This window comes from Methanosarcina sp. 1.H.A.2.2, from assembly GCF_000979975.1.
Taxonomy (GTDB): Archaea; Halobacteriota; Methanosarcinia; order Methanosarcinales; family Methanosarcinaceae; genus Methanosarcina.
The window spans coordinates 1-22,076 of record NZ_JJQL01000030.1 but is presented as its reverse complement, the minus strand read 5'-3'; the positions used below and the strand labels follow the sequence as shown (position 1 = coordinate 22,076).

Annotated in this window: 18 protein-coding genes; 7 read left to right on the top strand and 11 right to left on the bottom strand. The window is 43.6% G+C overall.

What is annotated here, in order from left to right; genetic code table 11:
* Nucleotides 1-94 precede the first annotated feature (94 nt).
* Nucleotides 95-1,381 carry an S-layer protein domain-containing protein gene (locus EO93_RS04450; protein WP_082107558.1) on the top strand — a complete coding sequence of 429 codons (1,287 nt, stop codon included), beginning with the start codon at nucleotides 95-97 and terminating at the stop codon, nucleotides 1,379-1,381.
* Nucleotides 1,382-1,500: 119 nt separating this feature from the next.
* Here the strand turns inward: EO93_RS04450 and EO93_RS04445 are convergent, their stop codons facing one another.
* The gene (locus tag EO93_RS04445; protein ID WP_235284108.1) at nucleotides 1,501-2,130 is read right to left on the bottom strand and encodes a class I SAM-dependent methyltransferase; all 630 of its coding nucleotides are present in this window, start codon (nucleotides 2,128-2,130) and stop codon (nucleotides 1,501-1,503) included.
* Between the two features lie 236 nt (nucleotides 2,131-2,366).
* Between EO93_RS04445 and EO93_RS04440 the strand changes: the two genes are divergently transcribed.
* Complete coding sequence (locus EO93_RS04440) at nucleotides 2,367-3,188, top strand: nitrilase-related carbon-nitrogen hydrolase (RefSeq protein ID WP_342764190.1); 822 nt, start codon at nucleotides 2,367-2,369, stop codon at nucleotides 3,186-3,188.
* Nucleotides 3,189-3,392: 204 nt separating this feature from the next.
* Here EO93_RS04440 and gatB read toward each other — a convergent pair whose 3' ends face one another.
* From gatB to EO93_RS04420, 4 genes are all read right to left on the bottom strand, one after another.
* A complete protein-coding gene (gene gatB, locus EO93_RS04435; protein WP_048161249.1) occupies nucleotides 3,393-4,880 on the bottom strand; it encodes an Asp-tRNA(Asn)/Glu-tRNA(Gln) amidotransferase subunit GatB in 1,488 nt (495 codons plus the stop codon).
* Nucleotides 4,881-6,308 (bottom strand): Asp-tRNA(Asn)/Glu-tRNA(Gln) amidotransferase subunit GatA, encoded by a 1,428-nt coding sequence (gene gatA / locus EO93_RS04430; RefSeq protein WP_048161248.1) that lies wholly within the window; start codon nucleotides 6,306-6,308, stop codon nucleotides 4,881-4,883.
* A gap of 12 nt (nucleotides 6,309-6,320) precedes the next feature.
* Entirely contained in the window at nucleotides 6,321-6,602 is a 282-nt protein-coding gene (gene gatC, locus EO93_RS04425) for an Asp-tRNA(Asn)/Glu-tRNA(Gln) amidotransferase subunit GatC (protein ID WP_048161247.1), read from the bottom strand.
* Nucleotides 6,603-6,872: 270 nt separating this feature from the next.
* The gene (locus EO93_RS04420; protein ID WP_048131281.1) at nucleotides 6,873-8,036 is read right to left on the bottom strand and encodes a Coenzyme F420 hydrogenase/dehydrogenase, beta subunit C-terminal domain; all 1,164 of its coding nucleotides are present in this window, start codon (nucleotides 8,034-8,036) and stop codon (nucleotides 6,873-6,875) included.
* 873 nt (nucleotides 8,037-8,909) lie between these two features.
* Here EO93_RS04420 and EO93_RS04415 point away from each other — a divergent pair.
* The gene (locus EO93_RS04415) at nucleotides 8,910-10,343 is read left to right on the top strand and encodes a methanogenesis marker 14 protein (RefSeq protein ID WP_048131280.1); all 1,434 of its coding nucleotides are present in this window, start codon (nucleotides 8,910-8,912) and stop codon (nucleotides 10,341-10,343) included.
* A 138-nt stretch (nucleotides 10,344-10,481) separates the two neighbouring features.
* On the opposite strand, the gene EO93_RS04410 is transcribed toward EO93_RS04415, so the two are convergent.
* Nucleotides 10,482-10,808: a DUF2098 domain-containing protein gene (locus tag EO93_RS04410; protein WP_048161246.1), complete on the bottom strand. Its 327-nt coding sequence runs from the start codon at nucleotides 10,806-10,808 to the stop codon at nucleotides 10,482-10,484.
* Between the two features lie 243 nt (nucleotides 10,809-11,051).
* Nucleotides 11,052-12,008, bottom strand: a complete 957-nt coding sequence (mptA, locus tag EO93_RS04405) for a GTP cyclohydrolase MptA (RefSeq protein ID WP_048131278.1) — start codon at nucleotides 12,006-12,008, stop codon at nucleotides 11,052-11,054.
* 412 nt (nucleotides 12,009-12,420) lie between these two features.
* On the opposite strand from mptA, the gene EO93_RS04400 reads away from it, so the two are divergent.
* Nucleotides 12,421-12,705, top strand: a complete 285-nt coding sequence (locus EO93_RS04400) for a non-histone chromosomal MC1 family protein (protein ID WP_048131277.1) — start codon at nucleotides 12,421-12,423, stop codon at nucleotides 12,703-12,705.
* A gap of 400 nt (nucleotides 12,706-13,105) precedes the next feature.
* Complete coding sequence (gene argB / locus EO93_RS04395) at nucleotides 13,106-14,005, top strand: acetylglutamate kinase (RefSeq protein WP_048131276.1); 900 nt, start codon at nucleotides 13,106-13,108, stop codon at nucleotides 14,003-14,005.
* Between the two features lie 149 nt (nucleotides 14,006-14,154).
* On the opposite strand, the gene EO93_RS04390 is transcribed toward argB, so the two are convergent.
* Nucleotides 14,155-15,195 carry an archaeosine biosynthesis radical SAM protein RaSEA gene (locus tag EO93_RS04390; RefSeq protein ID WP_048161245.1) on the bottom strand — a complete coding sequence of 347 codons (1,041 nt, stop codon included), beginning with the start codon at nucleotides 15,193-15,195 and terminating at the stop codon, nucleotides 14,155-14,157.
* 136 nt (nucleotides 15,196-15,331) lie between these two features.
* Nucleotides 15,332-16,249 (bottom strand): glutamine-hydrolyzing GMP synthase, encoded by a 918-nt coding sequence (guaA, locus tag EO93_RS04385; RefSeq protein WP_048131274.1) that lies wholly within the window; start codon nucleotides 16,247-16,249, stop codon nucleotides 15,332-15,334.
* A 560-nt stretch (nucleotides 16,250-16,809) separates the two neighbouring features.
* On the opposite strand from guaA, the gene EO93_RS17265 reads away from it, so the two are divergent.
* Nucleotides 16,810-16,962: a hypothetical protein gene (locus tag EO93_RS17265; RefSeq protein ID WP_156161232.1), complete on the top strand. Its 153-nt coding sequence runs from the start codon at nucleotides 16,810-16,812 to the stop codon at nucleotides 16,960-16,962.
* 1,146 nt (nucleotides 16,963-18,108) lie between these two features.
* On the opposite strand, the gene EO93_RS17260 is transcribed toward EO93_RS17265, so the two are convergent.
* Nucleotides 18,109-18,252 (bottom strand): hypothetical protein, encoded by a 144-nt coding sequence (locus EO93_RS17260; RefSeq protein ID WP_156161231.1) that lies wholly within the window; start codon nucleotides 18,250-18,252, stop codon nucleotides 18,109-18,111.
* A gap of 443 nt (nucleotides 18,253-18,695) precedes the next feature.
* Between EO93_RS17260 and recQ the strand changes: the two genes are divergently transcribed.
* The gene (gene recQ / locus EO93_RS04380) at nucleotides 18,696-21,629 is read left to right on the top strand and encodes a DNA helicase RecQ (protein WP_082107557.1); all 2,934 of its coding nucleotides are present in this window, start codon (nucleotides 18,696-18,698) and stop codon (nucleotides 21,627-21,629) included.
* Here recQ and EO93_RS04375 read toward each other — a convergent pair.
* Nucleotides 21,621-21,971, bottom strand: a complete 351-nt coding sequence (locus EO93_RS04375; RefSeq protein WP_235284107.1) for a hypothetical protein — start codon at nucleotides 21,969-21,971, stop codon at nucleotides 21,621-21,623. The two genes, recQ and EO93_RS04375, sit on opposite strands and share 9 nt — an antisense overlap.
* Between the last annotated feature and the right edge of the window lie 105 nt (nucleotides 21,972-22,076).

Below are 22,076 nucleotides of genomic sequence, written 5' to 3'. Positions count from 1 at the left end.
CTCTCAAAAACGAATTCAGTCGCCTAAATCTTGTTCTTACGATAAAATTCTGAACATAGAAAATCAAAAATTATACGCTAGTGGAGAATTTTTCATGAACTTAAAGAAATTTAATGCTGTAGCTCTGGCTATCTTTGTGCTAACGTTTATTCTAGTGTTAGCAGGAACTTGTACGGCTATGCCGGTGGAAATAAGGGGAACGCCCTTTGATACCGGAAATACGGATGCGCAGAATCTTTCATGGGATTTCAGAAACTTCGGAGCTTTTTTCTTTAAAGCAAACAAGTACGGCAGTTTCATGAACGGGTCAGGTGAACATCTTTATTTTCAGGACAAAGGAAACAATCCTGCCCCTGGAAAAGACAATCCTTCCGCCAATATAATCGACAAAGGTGAACTGATTTATTCTACCAGGCCATTGCCTTCGAAGTATAAGGTATTTACTGAAGAAGCAAATGTAACAAAGGTGTCTTCCTTTTACATGCTGCCTCTGTTTGGCAAATCCTACTGTGCTATTGACAATGATGCAGCATATCTCGCTAAGATGCTGTTCCAGCAAGATGAAAACGAAAAGAAAACGCTCAGGGAAGGAGAGAGCTGGGATATCGCCGGTGGGTACAGCATCATTTTAAACGGAGTTGATGTTGAAGGCAATAAATGCTATTTTTCCGTTTACAGGAACAATAAGGAGATAGATACTGCTATAGTCTCTATGGACGGCACCATAGATGATAGGATATTTACTGCAGAAGACGAATTCGGGGACAACTCCTCGCATGTTTATTTCATTACCTTTGTAGACTCTGTTTTTGCAGGTGAGGATGCAAATTTTGCAGTATTCAAATACACCTGGCTGATAGATAAAGACAAGCCTCTTTCCATTGAATCCGGAGATAAGTTTGGCAGTTTCGAGGTTGATCAGGCTCTTGAAAATATGGTAATAATGTCAAATGCCAATTCCATAACAATTAATGTCGATGCTGACAGCCGGACTAACATTACAGATGAGTGGTATTTCGTGACATCTGATGAGAGAAAAGGAAGCAATGGAGGATATTTGATCTACCCGGCAAAAACATTCGTTGTCGAAGAACAGAAGCCTAAAACTACAGAAATGAATGCCGGAACTGCAGAAATGAATGCTTCAACCAGCAAGTCTGGCAATGTTCAAATTCAAGGGGAAAATAGTACAAAGGCAGTAGAAACAACAGAAAATACCAGTGAGAAGAACGAAGCGATCTATAAATCATCATCTGAAACTCCGGCTGAAGATAAAACACCTTCAGCTGCCAGCAGTGCAATTCCAGCAAGTTATGGTTTCGGAGGATTTCTGGCTATCTTCTCTCTGGCCAGTATAGTTTGTTGTTTTAAAAGAGGCTGAATTTAAAGGAGGGTATTTAGCCTCAAAATCCTGAGGCATTTCCTCCTTTTTCTATCTATTGTTTCTTTAGCAATTCTCGCATGGTACATACCTTTAAACAGATGCACATATGAAATTAATTATCCCTCGTCCTTTTTAAAGGAATATGTCCTTTTACCTTTCTTTTTCAGCTTGAAAAGCTTTTTCCGGGTTACCCCTTCCATTATTTCTTCTTCTTTCATGTGATGGTCGCTAAAAGAAAGGATTCCGTCGGGTTTCAGGACTCTGTGCAACTCTTTCATAACAAGTTCCGGTTTGTTCAGGGTGTGGTAAGTATCATAGAAGAGGACTATATCCAGGCTCTCGCCGGGCAGGCCTGTATTGTAATCGGAAAGTATAGTCTCTATGTTTTTCAGCTGTTTTATCGAAGCCAGGTGCCGGACCATCTCAACAGCAACCGGATTGATATCCAGGGCATAGACTTTTCCTGAAGGGCCCACCATTTCGGAAGTGTCACGGATATAGGAACCTGACCCGCAGCCGTAATCCAGAATTTTGAAACCGGGTTTTATCCCTGCCTCTTCCAGGATTTTCCTGCGGGGGAAAAAGAAGTCCCGGAACTTGAAGAGAAGGGTCGTTGCGTGAAATCTAAAATCAGAAACTGGTTCTTCCGTGATGTTTTCCTCCTTTATGGTCGGTCCTTGATTTAGTAATGGTTCAGGTCTTTCTCTTGCAGACAGCTTTTTCTTCAAGCCTATTTTGAGATTCACATGCCTTATATTTTGCCTACGGAAAGTTTTCATTCTTTTTTATTGTTCTATACAAATATTCGGATACATGTATAATTAAAGTACTGTCTGATAATCAAAGTGCTGCCTGCAGCAGCTATCCATACTTCAGACCACCGCTGTGCCAGGTTTATACTGCAGCGCAAAAACCTTAATCTCAAATCAGAAAAATAGAATTACTTAATAAAGTATCTAAGTAAAGTAATTACCATTCATGAATGGCAGGAATGGAGACAACCATGAAAGTCGCTTGCATCCAGATGAATATCTCGCTTTGCTCGAAACATGAAAACCTTGAGCGTGCCCTCTCCCTGGCAGAAGACGCAGTTTCAAAAGAAGCCGAGCTGCTCGTCTTTCCGGAAGTTTTCTCAACCGGCTTTTGTTATGACCGTATAGGAGAAGTGGCTGAAACTGCTTCCGGTCCCACGCTCGAAGCTCTCCGTGCCTTTTCCAGAGAACATGGCTGTATTCTTGCAGGTTCAATGATCGAAAAAAGAGAAGGGGACTCAATAAGTTCAGAATTGAAGGTTCCTTCCCAATTTAACCTCGGTTTTTGCATAGAGTCCGGAAAGCTAGCCGGCACCCACCGAAAAGTCCAGCTTTACGGCCCGGAAAAAGAATATTTTGCGCCCGGAGACAGCATATCTCCTATCAGACTGCAAAAGTACAGGCTCTCCTTAGGACTCATAGTTTGCAATGAGCTCCGGTATCCGGAAGTTGCCCGAAAACTGGCCCTTGAGGGTGCAGATCTGCTGGTCTCAGCTGGTGAAATCCCGGACTTTTATATATATCCCTGGCGAATTATGTCCATTTCCCGGGCGATTGAAAACCAGTTGCCGCATATCGCCTGCACCAGGGTGGGAAAAGACAGGTATTCGACTTATCCTGGCGGCTCTTTTATTGCCGATGGATGGGGCCGCATCCTGGCAGAAGCCGGAAAGGAGGAATGTGTCCTCATTGGGGAAATCGATCCTGAAGAGGCAAGGGAAATAAGGCAAACCGGCTCTATTCTCGAAGATCGGAGGCCTGACCTTTATTAAAAATCAGAGGCTGGAATTAAATCCAAAAACCAGTTTAAAGAAATCAGTTTAAATAAATCAATTTAAAGAACTCTAGATAAAGAACTCTAGATAAAGAACTCTAGATAAAGAACTCTAGATAAAGAACTCTAGATAAAGAACTCTAGATAAAAAATGAAATAAAAGTATTGAAAAAGAAAATTAAAAAAGGTAAACCCTGCCGGGTTACCCTTTAAGTTCCTTTACAATCAGTTCACGGGCTGTCTTTGCATCTGCCGTGCCTTTTGTCTTTTTCATGACCTGTCCTACAAGGAAGTTCAGGGACTTTTCTGCGCCTCCTAGATAGTCCTTTACTGCGGCTTCGTTTTCGGCAATTGTTTCGGCAACAGCCTTTGTGACAAGGTCATCTTCGGCTTTGAAGAGGCCCTTTTCTTCGATGATCTGGGAGGGAGTTTTTTCCTCCGTGCCGTCCAGAATTGTGCGGATGACTTCAACTGCAGCCCTGTCACTTACCTTGCCTTCGGCAAAAAGGTTGACCAGTTCTACCATATCCGGGACCTTGAAGGAATTCTCGATCTCCGGGTCTTTTGCGTGGATGAAGCCAATTGTCCTGCCGTCATAAGAAGAGATTGCAAGGTCGCGATAGTTTAGCTCCCCCAGGAAGACGTCGGCTGCCCAGGTAGCGGCGGTTTTCGGGTCAACGCCTTTTGCACAGACTCCTTCGTAGAAGTCGGCGAGCATGATCTTGGAAGTGAGGGACCTTGCATGCATATCCGTGATGCCATACTGTTCCATGAAGCGTGTACGTTTGGCGTCAGGAAGTTCAGGCAGAGTATCTTTGATTGCAGGAATCCAGTCAGTCACACGCATGGGCATAAGGTCAGGTTCACGGAAGTAGCGGTAGTCTTCTGCTTCTTCTTTTGTCCTCATTGAGGTTGTTACTCCCCTGCCTTCATCAAAATGGCGGGTTTCCAGCACGATTTTACCGCCACGGCGGATCACGTTCTTCTGGCGCATGATCTCGTAGAGGAGAGCCCTTTCCACTCCTTTATGGGAAGAGATATTCTTGATCTCAACTCGGGTGCCCCAGTGGACTGAGACGTTTGCGTCTACACGCATAGCCCCTTCGAGATTTCCGTCAAAGACGTCCAGGTATTCGAGGATGTTTCTGAACTTGTCAAGGAACCTTCTGGCTTCCTTGGGGCTCCTCATATCTGGCTCGGTAACGGTTTCAATCAGGGACATGCCTGACCTGTTGTAGTCTATAAGGACACCCTTGGACTTCTCGATGCTCCCTATGTGCACAAGCTTCCCAGGGTCTTCTTCCATGTGAGCTCTTGTAATTCCGACTACATGCTCCCCGTCCTCTCCTTCGATTACAACTTTTCCCTTGCTAACAATGGGGAAATCATACTGGGTTATCTGGAAACCTTTGGGAAGGTCAGGGTAGAAGTAGTTCTTCCTGTGGAACTGGGTCTCTTCTGCAATCTCTCCTTCAAGAGCAAGTCCCACCTTAATTGCGGCTTCTACGGCTTTTTTGTTCAGGACCGGAAGCGTACCGGGAAGGCCAAGACAAACCGGACAGGTGTGGGTGTTGGGGGCTGCATTGTGGTAATCGGTAGAGCAGCCGCAGAACATTTTGGTCTTAAGTTTGTTAAGCTGGACGTGGATTTCAAGCCCGATCCTTACGCCGTCAGGGTTTTCGTAAGCCATTTACGCCACCTCCGGAGGTCTCTTTGTGTGGTAATCGGTATTCTGCTCGAAAGTATAGGCTGCACGCAGGACGGTGAACTCGTCAAAGGGTTTGCCCATTATCTGGAGCCCTATTGGCAGTCCGTCAGTAAAGCCACAGGGTACGGAAATTGAAGGTACGCCTGCAAGGTTGATCGGACAGGTGTTTACGTCCGAGAGGTAGAGGGTAAGCGGGTCTTCAATCTTTTCCCCTATCTTGAAAGCAGGGTTAGGCATGGTCGGAGCCATAAGCAGGTCAACTTTTGAGAGAGCCTTATCAAAGTCCTGCTTTACAAGAGTCCTTACCTTCAGGGCTTTAAGGTAGTACTTATCGTGATAACCTGCAGAAAGCGCATAGGTCCCCAGGAGAATTCTTCTCTTGACTTCGGCTCCGAAACCCTCGGCTCTGGTCTTTGAGACCATTGCGTGCCAGTTTTCGGCGTTTTCCCTGAACCCGTAACGTGTTCCGTCGAAGCGGGCAAGGTTTGAGGACGCTTCACTCATTGCAATGATATAGTATGAAGCAAGAGCGTACTTTATGTTGGGCATCGAGACCTCTTCCCAGGTCGCTCCGAGGCTCTCACATTTGTGTATAGCGTCCCATACGGCTTTTTCTACGTCAGGATGGATGCCTTCTCCGAAAAATTCCTGCGGAACCCCTATTTTCAGGCCCTTTACATCGTCAACAAGAGCTTTCTGGTATTCGGTTTTACTGTCAATGGAAGTGGAATCTCTCCGGTCGTAACCGCCTATAACATCCATCAGGACTGCAATATCTTCCACGTTGTTTGCAAGAGGTCCAACCTGTTCAAGGGAATTTGCATAAGCCACAACTCCGTACCTCGAAACGGCTCCATATGTTGGTTTAAACCCTACAACGCCACAGAAAGCCGCAGGACAGCGTACAGATCCCCCGGTGTCAGAACCAAGTGCAAAAGGAGCTTCTCCGGCTGCAACAACCGCTGCACTGCCTCCTGAAGATCCGCCCGGCACCCTTTCAAGGTCCCAGGGGTTTGCAGTCGGCCCGAAATGGCTGGTTTCCGTGGATGAACCCATGGCAAACTCATCCATATTGGTTTTTCCAAGGACTACGGCTCCGGCAGCAAGAAGCTTTTCGATTACGTGAGCATTGAAAGGAGGAACGTAGCCTTCAAGAATCTTCGAGCCACAGCTGTTTGGCAGACCGACTACGGAAATGTTATCCTTGATTGCGATTGGAACGCCTGCGAGAGGACCCGCATGCCCTTCTTCATCTATCTTCTTCGCCTGCTCAAGGGCTTTATCGGAAACCGTCACATAGCCGTTGATTTTGCTCTTTCCGATAACTTCAAGGTAGCTGGCTGTTACTTCTTCGGCTGAGCTTTCTTTAATCTTCTCTTTAATCTGTGCAACACTCATCCATTTTGCCATAAAAACATCTCCTCAGCCGATCTTCGGGACCCTGAAAGCCCCGTCCTGTTTATTTTCGGTGTTTGCAAGAACGGTTTCCTGCGGGAGGCATTCTTCCACCACATCTTCTCTGAATACATTATAGATCTCAGCAACATGGTATGTGGGAGTAACATCTTCGGTCTGCAACTCATCAATCTGCCCGAAATACTCCAAAACTGAGTTAAGTTTTTCCATATACTCGACTGTTTCCTGCTCATTGATCTCAATGCGGGCAAGCCAGCCGATGTGTTCTACATCTTCTTTTGTGATCATGAAAATTCCTCAAAAATAGAATAATCCTGAATAGAATGCCGTTGGTAATGCATTATAGAAACAGTTTATGAAATAAATATATATTCTTCCGTTCCCCAGTTTCGCTGCGCTCAAGAGGGCTAATCTATGGGTTTTAGCAGTGAGTTTCGCTCGCTAAAGCGGACTAACTTATGGGCACAAACTTTAATCTTCTATCTGAAGGGTTATAATAGATGAGCAAGCGACCATTTTTTCCGGTTTGCTTGCTCAGAGGACTGATTTTTTGGACTTTTAGACTTTCTGCCTCATGTGGAGGGCGTACATCTGGACTTTCTTCATTTTTGCCAGGTTGAGTACTTTTTCGAGTTCTTCGTCGGTAAGGTGCCGGGCTTCGATGTAGCCGTTGTCTACGGCTTCGTTGAAGATTTCGTAACCTATGGCTGAACGGGCGAGGACGGTGGTCCAGCCCTGGGGGCTGCCGACTCCCCCGAAGGAGAGGTCTGCGTTTTCAGAGGCCAGGTCTGTACAGAACTGGCAGGATGAACTCCGGTATTCATCGAAATCGCTGAGTTCGAAGACATGTTCTTTTCCATCTTTCAGCGTAACTTCGAACTTTCCTTTTCGGATTTTCATGGCCTCTACATTTTCGAGCGCTATCCCATAAATTTCCAGCACTGCCTTGATCCCTTCGTAGGCGAAGGTGTCCATGCAAAAGAGCCCCAATTTCAGGATTTTTGCCCTCATGAAGAGGTGTAGTAAGCCGTAAGAGCTTTTCTGCATCTTTGTGACGGCGTCGATGTTGCAGCTCGTCCCTACAAAGGCGATGCTCTGCATTCCCTGTTTGATTGCGCTCATCAGGGCTTCAAGAGTCATTGAGTGGGAATAGATGCTTCCTCCGCTTTCAAGAATCTCCTCTCTGGTTGTTGCTAATTTGGGTATGGGTTTCCAGGGTTCTTCCTTTGAGCGGGTTGTGACCACGGCGCAGTCGATCAGTCCCTCATCCAGGGCATAAAGGAGGAGAGAGGTTACAACTCCGCCGTCCTGCCCCTTCATTTCGGGAATTGCAGACTTTGCGGCGTAGGCATATCGGAAGCTCCCAATTAGTCCTTCTTCTGTAGTGATTGTCCTTGGACACTGATAATAACAGACCCCGCAGGCTTTGCAGGGGCCGACCAGTTTTGGCGCACCGTTCTCAATGGTTATGTACTCACAGTTTGCTGCACAGGCTCCGCAGAGGGTGCAGATTCCTGGTTTTATGATGTCTTTTTTCAGTTTTCCGAAGGAAATCTTTTCCTTTTCACTCAGGTTTCGCTTAAGCCGGATAACGCTTTTTTCAAGTGTATCGAATTTATGTTTGCATTCGGTACTGCAGAAATAGTAATGTTTTCCCCCGTAATCCGAAAAGTATTCAGTATCTTCAGATATAATTTTCTTGCAAATAGGGTCTAACGGCATTAAAGGCCTCCGATGATTATTTATCCCAAATCTCAGGAAACGCCACATGCGTCATTCCTTGGAATAATCTATTATAAGTTCTTCAACATCGAATTATTATATTTCATGAGTGTTTATTAATTACGCATGTTATTATAATTATATTCTTTATAATTTTCACTCTTTATAATTACGTGCTGTAATTTATTCTTATGGGCAAATAATTTCAGGCTTGATTGAAAACATTGCTTTGAAGTCGAAACATTCTTTATAGAAATGATGTTGAGGGATGAATGAAAAGGTGTCACACTAAGAGCGAGTAATGATAAGTAAACACAAGAAAAATGATACGTGAATACAAGAAAAGTGATCCTGGAATGGCAAAAAAGTAGGACGAAAAATAAATAATCAGTATATGTAGACATAACTAATAAAAATGTATAGTCGCAAATAAGTTGTGGATAGGTCAGTTATCATAATACTTAACTGAAATAGACTGGCACTTTGAAGTGCTTTAGCAAAGATTATTATAGGCTTTGGTTAATACCTTCTTTAAACTTCATATAAATTGTGCTCTTGTAATACATTTTTATCAAATCCTGGAGATATATATTTCCGGCATATTCCGATATTCAAAATATCCGGTTTCTAATTGTTATGTCCAATGCATTCGTGTTAGATTTAACCAGTTTAATAGCGTTTAAATTAGTTTGAATCATTTTCAAATCAGTTTGGATTACCTTTGATTAAACTACAAAAAGCAGTTCATCTTAAAATGAAATCCATTATTACATTCTTTAGTACAAGCCCAATTGAATTCTATATCTGCAGTTCAACCGTACTGGATATAGATGCAATTGAAACTATGTATAAATCTTCAGGAAGGGACTAAAAATGGCTCTGAAACCCAGAATTGCAGAATCTCCTCAGGTTCGTTTGATTGACCTCAAATCAAAACCGTTCTTTATTGTGGCTTCCGTAGAAGTAGGAAATACCACAACCAAATCTATCCTTACAGCCGTCAATATGGATACCGGAAGGACACATATCATAAACAAGGTCTTGCGCATGACCAGAGATGTCCGTCCTCCAAAACCCGGAGAAACCGTGTTCGGAAAGACCCTTACGGGTGTGGAACTTACGCGTGAGGCCGTTGCAGAGCTGGTGAGGAGCACCCTCGCCGAAGCCATGGAAAAAGCCAGCCTGGATATAAAGACTGACCTCAATTTTGTGGTGCGCTCTACGGGTGTCGTTGCAGGCTTTGATACCCCGGAGGAAGTGGGGGAATTTATTAAAGCTCTGGCAGACGGGTGTCTGATGGCAGGTGTCCCTCCAAGGAACATGACTCCGCCAATGTCCATCTCGAATATTTCTAAAAAACTCCAGAAATACAGTAAACTGGAAAAAGTCATCTTTGATGGGGCTGTAGCCGGTGTTACGCCTCCTATAGGCTCTACTGGAGTTGAAATTGTTGCAAACGAAATGGAGGGAGAGCTTGCAACAGCAGGAATAAAGGAAGCTGCTAAACTGACTGATGTTGATTTCAGGAATCCCTGCATCTCAATTGACTTCGGGACGACCCTTGATGGCAGGATCACAAGCCCTGACCAGCCATATGCAAAAACAATTGGAAACTTCTGCGGTTATGCAGGTGCAATTCCTGACGCCATTATTAGGGGTTCGAAAATCGTTGATTCTAAGGTAGGAACTGCTCTGGAAGTTTTTGAGAAACAGAAACCACCTTCTTTCCTTACTTTGAAGATGAAGGCTAAAGCTATCGAAGATTATGCAAGGCGCATTCATGAGCTCATAATCATTGAAAAAGTTCCCCGGGATAGACAGAGGTACGGCAGTGTCCCTGTAAGGCCGGATGCAGCCGAGGAGATAGGTGTAACGCTTATAGGTTGCGATGTGGGTGAAAACGGTTCAGATATGGGAAAGCTGAGCGCGATAGGCGTGGAAATTTGTAAGACCCACGGGCTTCAGATCGTTTATGCTGTCATTGACGAGGTAATGGCCGGAGTGGTGTGCCGGCTAATAGAGGTCGCAAAAAAAGAAGGCCTCATTTTTGAAGACACAACTTTCGGAATTACAGGTAGGGCAGGAATTACCGGGAACAAGCCTAAATTAATCCTGAGCTGCCTGGAGAAAATGAACATCAACCCCAAAATCGATGAGAGAGTAGTCTTTGTTGACGACGGGCTTGCCAGAGGGGCGGCTGTTATGGCGCGCTGTATGAACTCTCTGGGTACCCCGCAAAATCCGCTTGGCGGCAGGCACGGCGGAAAATGCATTCTTGCACAGCGGATAAAAATGCAGGAAAAGTAAAGGCAGTCAAAACCTAAGCAGGAAACCCGTTAAATCTTTAGATTTAGCGGGTAGTTGACTTCGTGCTTAAAGAGTTGAATAAAAAACGAGAATTAAAGAGTTAATTAATAAAGTAAAATAAAGTAAAGGCAGGATGAATTAGCCTCCTGCCCCTCCTCCTCCGGCTTTTCCAAGATCAAAGCCCTGCATCGTTTCCCTTTCTTTCCTGAATCTTTCTTCCAGTTCCTCGGTAGTATATTCCCTTTCTTCTCTCTTTTCTGTGGGTCTGATCTCCGTAAATTCCAGGGTTTCTTCTCTGTACCAGAGGTCGGTACTTTCGAGCAGGACCCAGACTTTTCCCTGTTCGTCCTTTTTGATCTCACTAACCCTGCTCACGGTATCGCTATTTACGTATTTGACAGCATCTCCCACTCTAATGGTTTTTTTGTTGCGCCCTACCGCTGTGATTTCTTCAGCATCAGCCATGATTTCACCTCGAGAGCTTCCAGGACGCTGGCATTTTAGGCCCTGCAAGTCCATTCCTTCTTTAATAGCTTCTAATAGGTTATTCAGGCCCTTTAATAAAGTTTGTGGGGTCTTAACTGTAAATGACTCCAAAAAAAACCCTGAAAGACTCAATAGAGGCTTCAGAGTTTGAAAATATAAAAAAAGAATTTAAAGTTTGCTGATCTCTCAGCATCGGTTACCTTCTTTTATTAGTTAACCTTTTCACTGATTTATTTCGTTCCTGAGGTCTCCCATGAGAGCGACCCTTTCGGCATATGCATTGTGTCTGTGTATGCTTTCCTCATTGGTCTGTTTGATAGTGATTACTGCGTTATCGGGAAGGTTTGGGAATTCTTTTACAACATTGTCCGCCATTGTCCTTACACAGTCTTCCACAAACTTGGGGTTCATGTGTGCAGTTTCCACAACAACCTTCTCGTCTGAGCGTTTCAGGATCTCATAAACGCTTGAACTCATGGAGTGTTCAATTATTTTGATTATGTTTTCCAGGGAAACATCAAAATCGTGAGCTACTTTGATTGAGACAACACCTATTCCACGCTGATTGTGAGTAGCCATAGGAACTTTCTCAAGGAATTTTATGATTGTATCCCTGTCAACTCCAAGGTCGGCAAGCTCATTTGCAGCCTTATCTCTCATTATCTCCTGAGCGCAGGGACAGGCAGTCATTCCCACAACTTCAGCTCCGATGAGTTTTTTCACATCAAAGTAGCCTTTATCGCCGTTGCCTCTTACAGCCGAAGCTTCAGCAAAGATATTCACGACTTCCTGACACTTGATCCCTGTTGAAGGGGAGGTGCGCCTTATCATATATTCGCTTTTCATTCTGACTTCAGCCTGATTTGCATATTCGTGGCGGCCAAGCAGGTTATGCGCAATATCGCTACATAGTTGTTCTATTTCGTATACCGGTGTGCTGAGAACCTTCTCCAACACTTCGTCTACAGCTTCGAAGTTCCTTGAAAGGTTCGCTCCCTTACGGTCCGAAGGCAGGTCAACAAAGACATCAAAAGTTGAAATCAGTACTATCGGACGCTTGTCCTTTCGTTTGATTTCAACCAGCTTTTTCATGTTTGTTACCCCAACACGGGTGAGGTTGATAGCTATGCTTGGTTTGCTGGCTTGGACATCCGGGAGGTTGAAATTACAGTGTTCCATATTTTAACCAGATCCGTGAAAAGATGAGTGTATGATTGATTTATAGAATAAATCCTTAACAAATACATAATTTTATTATATGTATTTGGAAAAATATAGTGACCATAAGAAGTTATAGCATGTAAAGTTTGTGCTTTCTAGGCTCTTTTCCAAAAGTACAAAAAAATATATTTTGCAAGAGTCTCTACAAACCCTTTCCTGAATCCTATTTTATATCACATTTTTAACAATGAATAAATATTTAAATATTTCCCATTTTGACCACAATATATAAAAATTTAGTTTATATGCCCTTTACAGATTTAGGGCAGTTTTGCATAAACCAATAACTACTGGCGACATCCTGAAGAAAGATTTTATATACTTTAAAAATTAATCAGTGTCTAGCAATACAATTTGCGAGGTGACCTTTATGTCCAACACAAGAAATTTTGTTTTACGAGACGAAGAAGGCAATGAGCATGGAGTTTTCACAGGTAAACAGCCTCGTCAGGCTGCTTTGAAAGCTGCAAACCGGGGCGCCGGTACCAAATCCAAACCGGATGTCATCCGCCTCAGAGAACGCGGGACAAAGAAGGTGCACGTTTTCAAGGCATGGAAGGAACTTGTCGCAGCCCCCAAGAATAGGCCTGAATGGATGCCTGAGAAAATTAGCAAGCCCTTTGTCAAGAAAGAAAAGATCGAAAAAATCGAATAAACCTATATCCCTCACATACCCTGGAAATCGGGGTTCTTTCTTTTTCTTTTTGATATCCATATGCAGAATTAGCCTGGACGGATTCTTAATACTATCCGGGCTGGCTTATTTCTATAACTTCTATAATTTCTAATTTCTATAATTTCTATAATTTCTACGATTTCTGTAATTTCTAATTTCTATAATTTCTACAATTTCTACGATTTCTACGATTTCCATAATTTCTACGATTTCTATAATTTCTACAATTTCTACGATTTCTATAATTTCTATAATCCCTCTACATTCATTTATTCTTAGTAAAGTTCGAATAAATTTGCTTTTTTTACAGAATTTCTCTGAGCCTGTATCTTTAAGGTTTAACGATAAGTTTAAAAAGAGATTTTATGATTCCTAAATCATGGGACTCAAAAGAGAAAATGTGCTTATTGAAGCCCTGCCTTATATGCAGGAGTTCTATGATTCAATCATGGTTATCAAAGTGGGTGGAAACGCAATGGTCAGCGCCCAGATCATGGAGGATATCATAAAAGATATTGTCCTCCTGCGTTACGTGGGGATCAAACCCGTTATCGTGCATGGCGGCGGGCCTGAAATAACTGAAAAAATGGAACGTATGGGCAAGAAGGCTGAGTTTTTCCAGGGCCTTCGCATTACAGATGACGAAACTATGGAAATTGCAAGGATGGTTCTTGTCGGGAATATCAATACTAAAATTGTATCCCTTATCGGGATGTTCGGCGGCAAAGGTGTCGGATTTACAGGCTACGACGGAAGAATGATCCTTGGCCATAAACAGGCTGTAAAACGTGTATTTATTGATGGCGTGGAAACTGAAGTGGATATAGGCTGGGTCGGGGAAAGTGAGGTCATAAACCCGGAAATTCTCCATATTATGCTTGATAAAGGCTATATCCCTGTAATCTCCCCGATTGCTGTGGACGCAAAAGGCAATGCCCTGAATATCAATGCTGATACGGTTGCAGGAGACATTGCAGCGTCTTTGAATGCTAAAAAATTGATACTTATGACCGATGTTTCAGGTCTCCTGAGAGACATTAAAGACCCAAGCAGCCGCATCTCTCGCGTAAATCTGGATGAAATTGATCCCCTTATTGAGGAAGGAGTTATCAGTGGGGGCATGATCCCCAAAATCAAAGGTGCTGCTGTTGCGGTTAAAAGTGGGGTAGAGAAGGCACATATCATAAATGGGAGTGTTTCCCACTCTATGCTTCTTGAGCTCTTCACAGATGGTGGAGTCGGGACAATGATCTACGGGCCGGAGCACCCGTCGGAGTAACCACGGGTACCAGTGGTCTTTAATTTCTGGAAAAATAATGAAATAAAGAGGCCAAAAGGCAAAAAGGCGTCAGGGCGAATGCACTTGCCCTGGCAACTTTTTAGATTTTAGCATTCACTTTTTTCAAATGGAGTGTTTTTTCAGCAATCTCAGTCTAAAATTGGCGCCCCATAGGTGAATTCTTCGACTTCAAGGACTTTTTTCCAGAGTTCTTTGCATTCACAGTCTGTTGTACTGAGGTCGGCTGGGTTCTGGGTGAGTGAGAAAGTCCTGAGGGAATCTGCAACTTCCGGACTGCATATTTTACAGTTGCGAGGGCCGCGCTTTGAGCCTGCCCCGACCGGGTCGGACATTAGAGGAAGATCCGGATGGGCGGCTTTTGCCTTTTTCAGGATTTCTACTATGCTCCAGAGCCAGGGTGGGCGGTACTGACCTTTCTCCCAGAGGGCTTCGACAAGGGTGCCTTTCTGGACGTTACAGAGGTTGATGGATACGGTGTCAGCATAAGGAGCTGCATCATCTATGGAACGTATGATATCTTCCATTGCCTGCTTTTCGGAGAGGAAGAGGGGTTTGAGCATAAGGTAAGCTTTTATGGTTACTCCATACTTTTTTGCAATTTCTGCTGCACGGACAAAGTCCTGGAATGTGAAACCCTTGTTAATGGAATCTTTTCGGATCTTATCCGAACTTGTCTCCAGCCCGAACGCGAGTTCGAAGGGTTTGTCTTTCAGAATGCTGAGGCAGGCCTGTACATTCTCTTCGGTTACGAAGTTAGGCCGGGTTTCAACAAGCACTTTGATGACTCTTGGATCATCTGCAAGGTTTTTAAGGATTGCATCTCTGGCTTCAGGAAAGACTTCCTGTTCGTCAAGGAAACTACCTGAGGTGAAGATCTTGACCATTAACTCAGGGAACTTTTCAGCTTTCCTCATTGCTTTTGCAAGCTGGGCGATGTAGTCTTCGAGGGATGGGGGCTCACTTGCACAGTCATAGACGTAGCCGCACATCGTACAGCCGCCGGCTTTTCCCCAGCGGCAGCCTGCACTTTTGAAGATGACCGTGAGGGTCTTTGTCTCTACCCCGTTTACAAGGTCTGTTCCGGTCCAGCTTGCCGCAGGTTCATTCGTAGGTGATGGCTTGACTTTTATCCGCTGCCGGATATCCAGTACTGCTTTATTAAGGGACATGGGCGTAGAACTCGCTATTATGGATTAATATTCATTTAATATTCATTTAATATTCATTTTATGATTTACTGCACGATTTGTAAAAAAGGTGGATGAAGCCATTTCGGGCTTCACTTTTATCTTCAATTTTCCGGTTTTACTCAAACTCGATAGTTGCAGGCGGTTTTGGTGTGATATCGTATACCACCCTGGCGACATTCGAAATTTCGGAAGTGATCCTCGATTCGAGTGTCTTGAGGACCTCCCATGGGAGTTCGAGTGCTTCTGCAGTCATTCCATCCCTTGATCCTACAGCCCTTACAGCCACGATCCAGCCGTAAGCCCGGACATCTCCTTTTACTCCTGTGCCTTTGCCGAGCACCGCAGCAAAAGTCTGCCAGGGGCAGAACCTCTCAAGCAGTTCCTCTTCTACTATGAAGTTTGCTTCCCGCACGACTTCAAGTTTTTCCTCGGTAATCTCTCCGAGAATGCGCACCGCAAGCCCGGGGCCCGGGAAAGGCATCCTCTCGCAGATTTCTTCAGGCAGCTGGAGTGCCCAGGCTACTTCCCTTACCTCATCCTTGTAAAGGTCCCCGATAGGCTCAACAATTTTCTTAAAGTCCATTACGCTCGGCAGCCCTCCAACATTGTGGTGGGACTTGATCCCGCCTTCGGACTCGATTCTGTCAGGATAGATCGTGCCCTGGATCAGGTAATCGGCTGCAAGCTTCTTTGCCTCGTCTTCAAAAACGCGGATAAAGGTCTCGCCTATGGCCTTCCGTTTCTCTTCAGGGTCAGTAATATCCTTCAGGGCTGCAAGGAACCTGTCCTTTGCATAGACAATATCCAGGTTCATGTGGGAGAAGATGTGCTTTATCCTCTCGGTTTCTCCTTTCCTCATGAGTCCGGTGTCGATATAGATCGGCTGCAGCCTGTCCCCGATCGCCCTGTAAGCCAGCTCTGCACAAACAGAACTGTCCACGCCGCCCGAGAGAGCAATAATTGCTTTCCCGTCTTTTATTTCCTGACTGATCTTCTCAATTGCCTTTGGAATGAATTTCTCGGGTTTTACCATTGAAATGCTCCTTAAATGATGCTAAATTAATCTTCCTTTGAAGAAATGATGGTGATTGGTGAATGTATGAAAATTATTAAAATTTGATTATATATTCTTGTGATATATGAGTCAGTGCATGGGGTTTTTGATATTTAAAGGTATAGTCGGAGAAGTCATTGATTTCCTTCTTTGATCCAGATAATTTTTAAAGTTATTCTCGTTCTCTTGAAGGCCAGATGTTTACCCGTTTTTACTATTTTCCGTAATGTCCAAAGTTTCTCAGGACCCTCTGGAAATTATCTTTATTTTATCCGACTATCCAGTAACTTACTGGCTTGTAAGATCTCTCTGGCTGGTATAAACTTTTATTTCTTTAAGAGGTGTATGAAAAATGCGGGTAGTGGCAGGGAATAAAAAGACCAGAGAGAATAGATTGGGTAATAATCAATGGAAGAAACTGTTATGAGAGTTTTTTAAGCTCTGAAATTACCTTCTAACCCTTTCAAAAAAACCGAAAATTACAATTATATATTAAGCTTCTCCAAAATATTGCTATTAAAAAGATCGGACGGGAGTTAGTGATAGGAATGGGCAGTGAAAACTATGAAATTATTGATAAACTTGAGAATATTGCAAAATCCCTGCAGAGCATGGCAGAATCTCAGAAGAGAATGGTTGATATTCTGGAGTTGATGGCACAGGAAAAAGAAATTATAGATTTGAAGAAATGAGGCTATGTCGAAAGTAAAAAGTAAAAAGTAAAAATTAATATTAAGCGAAAAAATATCAGGATCATAAGTGTTGATTTTTATCTAACTGGAGAACTTTTGCTTCGGCAGTTTAAGGGGCTTTTCCGGGGAAGATTTCTGTGAAGTACCAGGTTTATTTTCAGGGCTGAAGAGATACCGGAAATTTTGAACACGGAAAAATAAATTTCACATTTGTTTTTTCCGGAGTATTTGTTTTATACCCCCCCCCATTTCCTCTGGAAATTTCTTATCATGTATTTCTTTTAATTATTGATCTTAAAAATCTGAATGCTTAAAGATCCTCTCTAAAACATGATCTCTCAATCTAAAAACCGGGGATATAATAAACAATCCTATACTAAATACTCATGTTTCGGAATATTTGTTCTTGCATTTATAAATCAGTACATCTCAAATTAAGAACAGGGGAGTTGGAACTTTGAATACCGAAATAGCGTTAAAGTTATGGATGGCTCTGATGTTTATACTGATGCTTGGAGTGCTGTTTATTCTACTTATGGTAATCGCTGGCTAATCATAAACAGCATCGAATAACAGATCTCTTCTTGTCTCAAGAGGGGACTTTTAGCGAGATTTTTATCCGACGTTTTAAAATGAAGTTTTATAGATCAATTTTTTGAACATTTCATTTTAGTTTGGCCGGCCAACCAATACCTGAAGGCACGTGGAGACGAGGTTAACTGAGAATTGAGGTCGGCTGAATATAAAATCGGTTGAATATAAAACTGGCTGAATCAAAAATCGGTTGGATCTAAAATGATAGTCAAATATTAAAAGTCAGTAGTTAAAATAAGGTATTTTGCAAATGGTGGAAGTAAAGATCGATATGTGCGGCCATATTTCTTCCCCCTCATTCTTTTGCCTCTTACCAGGCACTGACTTCCCAGGCGCTGAGGATGCCTGATTTTAGAGGTTATGGTATCCGCTCCATTCCCCCCTTCTTTACTTCCACATTTGCTTTTCCGCATTAGCGGCCTCGCCTTTTCTTCTTAAGTCCTATCATCTTATGAAGAAAAGGCACCATCATCGTTACGTTTATGTGAGGTTTTGCTCTCCAGTCCGGGATTTCAAGTGTTACGGGACTGGGGACAGGAGTGCTCTTCATGTTCAGGGAATAACCTTCATGTTCAGAGAATAACCCTGGTCAACATTCGGGATGAAAGGATCGCTTAATCTGCAATTCTTCCGGTTGCCTTCCGGTTGCCTTCCGGTTGCCTTCCGGATTGCAATTCCAGAGTTAACCGTTTTCAAATCTGAGGTATTCTCTCAACATAATTCATTTCCCAATAGAGTTAAACACCATCATCACATAAATTTCTTTCTAAAGTTTTGCTCTGAATTATCTCAGTAAATCAGCTCCGGATTTTTATCTCCGCAGGTTTAAAAAAGAAATTTATCTCTCGTTTTTTGAAAGCAAATGAATATCCTTTTTGATATCTGATGTAAATACTTTCAATCCGCATACCTGCAACTTAAATAAGATGAACCCAAAACACCACAGCGTTGCGGATTTACAACTAAGCATAGCTATTGCGCAAGTGTTATAAATTGATGTCATGGGGACATCTATTTCAAATAATACGTTGACTTTCAAATAATACGTTGACTTTCAAATAATACGTTGACTTTCAAAGATCTTCCTGGAATTTTATATTCTGGCATGGTGCGAGGTCTGCAAACTCAGGGATGAGATAATGGGCATTGATTATGGAGTATTGAGAGATAGTAAAAATGAGCTTGAGTCCAGGGTATTGATGTCTGCCAGAATGTACTCTGTACTCCGCCAGTACTTCGGATATACTGCTTTTCGCCCCCTTCAGGAGGAAATTATCAGGGATGTCCTGGACCGAAAAGACGTCTTCGTGCTCATGCCTACAGGAGGGGGCAAGTCGATCTGCTACCAGCTGCCTGCCCTTCTCCTGGATGGGGTCACTGTCGTGGTTTCTCCCCTGATTTCCCTGATGAAAGACCAGGTTGACGGGCTTGATGCAAATGGGATTGCAGCGGCCTGTATGAACAGCACCCAGAGCGCCAGAGAAATCAGGGATATAAAAACAGCTTTTCTGGAAAACCGGCTGAAGATACTTTATATTGCACCCGAGAGGCTCATGATGCCCGGGACTTTTGCGTTCCTGAAGAAAGGCAAGGTTAGCCTTTTTGCAATCGACGAGGCGCACTGTATTTCGGAATGGGGCCATGACTTCCGGCCTGAGTACCGGAAACTGAAACTCCTGAGGGACCCGAAGACAGGCTTTCCTGATGTGCCGGTTATTGCACTCACGGCTACAGCCACCGACAGGGTCCGAAAAGACATCATATCCCAGCTTGGATTTGCTATCGATCCGGAAAAAGGGCCTTATGTTGCCAGCTTTAACCGGAGCAACCTTTACTATGAGGTCAGGCCAAAAAAAGATACTTTTTCGGAAATTGCCGACTACCTGCGCAGGCACAGGGGAGAAGCCGGAATCATCTACTGCCAGAGCCGGAACAACGTGGAAAACCTTACAAAAAAGCTGAATATTGCCGGGTTCAGGGCTCTTCCCTATCATGCCGGACTTTCAGATTCCGAACGTGCCCGAAACCAGGAGATGTTCATAAAAGATGATGTGGACATAATAGTGGCTACAATCGCTTTCGGGATGGGGATTGACAAGTCCAATGTCCGGTTTGTAATACACTATGACCTTCCCCGAAATCTTGAAAGTTATTACCAGGAAACAGGAAGAGGGGGCAGGGACGGCAGCCCATGCGAATGCATCCTTTTTTTCAGCAGGGGAGACCGCTTTAAAATTGAGTACTTCATCGCACAGAAAACAAATGAGAAAGAAAAGGATATCTCCCTTGTGCAATTAAGGCAGATGGTGGCCTACTGCGAAGGAAATAAGTGCAGGCGCCAGACTCTCATGGAATATTTCGGTGAAGAGTTTCCAGCGTCATGCGGTAACTGTGATACCTGCCTCAGGCCTAAAGACACTTTTGATGGGACCGTAGCTGCCAGGAAACTGGTCGCCTGTGTCCAGGAACTGAATCAGCGTTTCGGCACCAATTATGTTATTGATGTGCTCACAGGCTCAAAGAATAAAAAGATCATACAAAATCACCATGAACGGCTGAAGTCCCACGGCAACGGGCGGGAGTTTACAAAGGAGCAGTGGAGGGCACTGGCCTCCGAAATGACAAATACCGGGCTTCTGGATGTAAGCGGGGCCCAGTATCCTGTTCTGAAACTGAATGCCATGAGCAGGAAAATTTTGAAGGGAGCGGAGAGCGTTGAGCTTGTCTGTCCTGAGGGTTTCATGCCCGGAGCTGAAGAGCGTTTTATACCGCCAGCGCCTGCAGGTAAAATCACAGGAAAAGGCGAAGATAATATACTGCTTCCTGCCAATGTATATTCAACTGCTACTGAGGTCCTTAAAAAAGCAAAGTCTGGAGGACTTCCAAAATCGGGGACAGAGCATGACCCCATTCTTTTTGAGAGGCTAAAAGCCCTCCGAAAACAGATTGCTTTAAAGAAAAATCTTCCTCCATACATCATTTTTTCTGATACCAGCCTGAAGGAGATGGCTGCTAGGCTCCCGCAAAGCCCTGAAGAGTTTCATTCTATCACAGGGGTAGGAGACCATAAACTCCGGAAATACGGAGACGATTTCCTCAAGGAGATCAGAGATTACTGCAATGACTACGGTTTGATTCCGGCAGAGAAAACTGAAGATTCTGAAGATCGCGAGACTGAACCTGAAAAAAAGAGGAAAGCCTTAAAGAGTCCCATCCACAAAAGCGCATTTTCAGAACTTGAAATTGAAACCGACAGTCTCGGGATTGAAACTCCTGTTCCGGAAGTCGGTAAAGAGAAAGCATTAGAAACCTCATCTCTCAAAGTACCAGAAACATCACCCCTCAAGGTTCCCCCCAAAATACCTCCTGAAGTTCGCAGGTTGCCCACAAAGAGAGCAAGGTATCTGGATATGAGTATTCAGGATTGGTCCGAAGCAGATTCTTCTTCTGGAAGTCTTAATGAAATCGACCCTGAAGGAAATTCTCCTGAACCGGTTGACGATGTACCCAAAACGGAATGCTCTGACGATTTTTTTGAAAACGGCTCTCTTGAGATGGACCCCGTCGAAGAAGACCCTTTCGCAACAGATTCTTTTAAACCTGACTACCTTGAGGCAGATTCTTTTGAAATGGATTCCTTTGAGGTGAACTCTCTTGAAATGGTTTCCTCTGAAATGGTTTCCTCTGAAATAGATTCTTCTGAAATAGATTCTTCTGAAATAGATTCTTCTGAAATAGATTCTTCTGAAATAGGTCTCTTTGAAAAGGTCTCTCTTGAAAAGACTTATTCGCTCTATTTACAGGGGCTCGATATTGGTGAAATTGCAGAAATCGAAGGTTTGAGTGTAAAAAATGTGTACAGGCAATTTGAGAGGCTGATACTTGCCGGAAAGGTCAGGAAAATCGAAGGGCTTGTACCTCCTGAAAGGCAGCAGCAAATAAAAATAGTATTGGAAGTACTGGAGGTTGAACTTGACTCCCTGCTCAGGGCGAGGATGGGGGAAAACTGCCCGGAAGATGAACTGAAGCTTATAAAAGCTCTCCTCCTGTCAAAAATGCTTTTCTCAGTCTGAAGGGTTCAAAATAAGCTCTTTTCTATAAATTGTTTTGTTTTTCCTTTCATTTTTTATCAGGATAATAGCTGAATCTCCATCTTTCAGTTCAACTCCTTCAGGCAAGGACAGTTTCATATTGTTTGCTACTTCCAGAACAACAGGAGGATCAGGGCTAATCTCATACTCGATACCGTTATGCTGGAGATAGATGCTGGTGCTTTCCCCAAAGGTAAGTGGGTCTCCTCCATTATGTTCTATTTTAAGGGTCTTTGAATCGAGTATCTGGACATCCAGTTGTGTAAAAGTCCCTGATTTCAGGGCTCTTTCCGTACTCCCTCCAAAGAGTACAGCTACCCCCATGAGAACTAGTGTCGTGGCAACTTAATTTTGAGTCCTATTTATAAGCTTTGAATCCCATCTGTATCTTCATTCATGGCAAAAATAAAACTTGAAGAAGATGAAGTG

Bases quoted from the DNA above. Each gene is read 5' to 3' on its own strand.
- EO93_RS04450 (WP_082107558.1), top strand. From the start codon at position 95: ATGAACTTAAAGAAATTTAATGCTGTAGCTCTGGCTATCTTTGTGCTA.
- EO93_RS04440 (WP_342764190.1), top strand. From the start codon at position 2,367: ATGGCAGGAATGGAGACAACCATGAAAGTCGCTTGCATCCAGATGAAT.
- gatB (WP_048161249.1), bottom strand. From the start codon at position 4,880: ATGGCTTACGAAAACCCTGACGGCGTAAGGATCGGGCTTGAAATCCAC.
- gatA (WP_048161248.1), bottom strand. From the start codon at position 6,308: ATGGCAAAATGGATGAGTGTTGCACAGATTAAAGAGAAGATTAAAGAA.
- gatC (WP_048161247.1), bottom strand. From the start codon at position 6,602: ATGATCACAAAAGAAGATGTAGAACACATCGGCTGGCTTGCCCGCATT.
- EO93_RS04420 (WP_048131281.1), bottom strand. From the start codon at position 8,036: ATGCCGTTAGACCCTATTTGCAAGAAAATTATATCTGAAGATACTGAA.
- EO93_RS04415 (WP_048131280.1), top strand. From the start codon at position 8,910: ATGGCTCTGAAACCCAGAATTGCAGAATCTCCTCAGGTTCGTTTGATT.
- EO93_RS04410 (WP_048161246.1), bottom strand. From the start codon at position 10,808: ATGGCTGATGCTGAAGAAATCACAGCGGTAGGGCGCAACAAAAAAACC.
- mptA (WP_048131278.1), bottom strand. From the start codon at position 12,008: ATGGAACACTGTAATTTCAACCTCCCGGATGTCCAAGCCAGCAAACCA.
- EO93_RS04400 (WP_048131277.1), top strand. From the start codon at position 12,421: ATGTCCAACACAAGAAATTTTGTTTTACGAGACGAAGAAGGCAATGAG.
- argB (WP_048131276.1), top strand. From the start codon at position 13,106: ATGGGACTCAAAAGAGAAAATGTGCTTATTGAAGCCCTGCCTTATATG.
- EO93_RS04390 (WP_048161245.1), bottom strand. From the start codon at position 15,195: ATGTCCCTTAATAAAGCAGTACTGGATATCCGGCAGCGGATAAAAGTC.
- guaA (WP_048131274.1), bottom strand. From the start codon at position 16,249: ATGGTAAAACCCGAGAAATTCATTCCAAAGGCAATTGAGAAGATCAGT.
- recQ (WP_082107557.1), top strand. From the start codon at position 18,696: ATGGGCATTGATTATGGAGTATTGAGAGATAGTAAAAATGAGCTTGAG.
- EO93_RS04375 (WP_235284107.1), bottom strand. From the start codon at position 21,971: ATGGGGGTAGCTGTACTCTTTGGAGGGAGTACGGAAAGAGCCCTGAAA.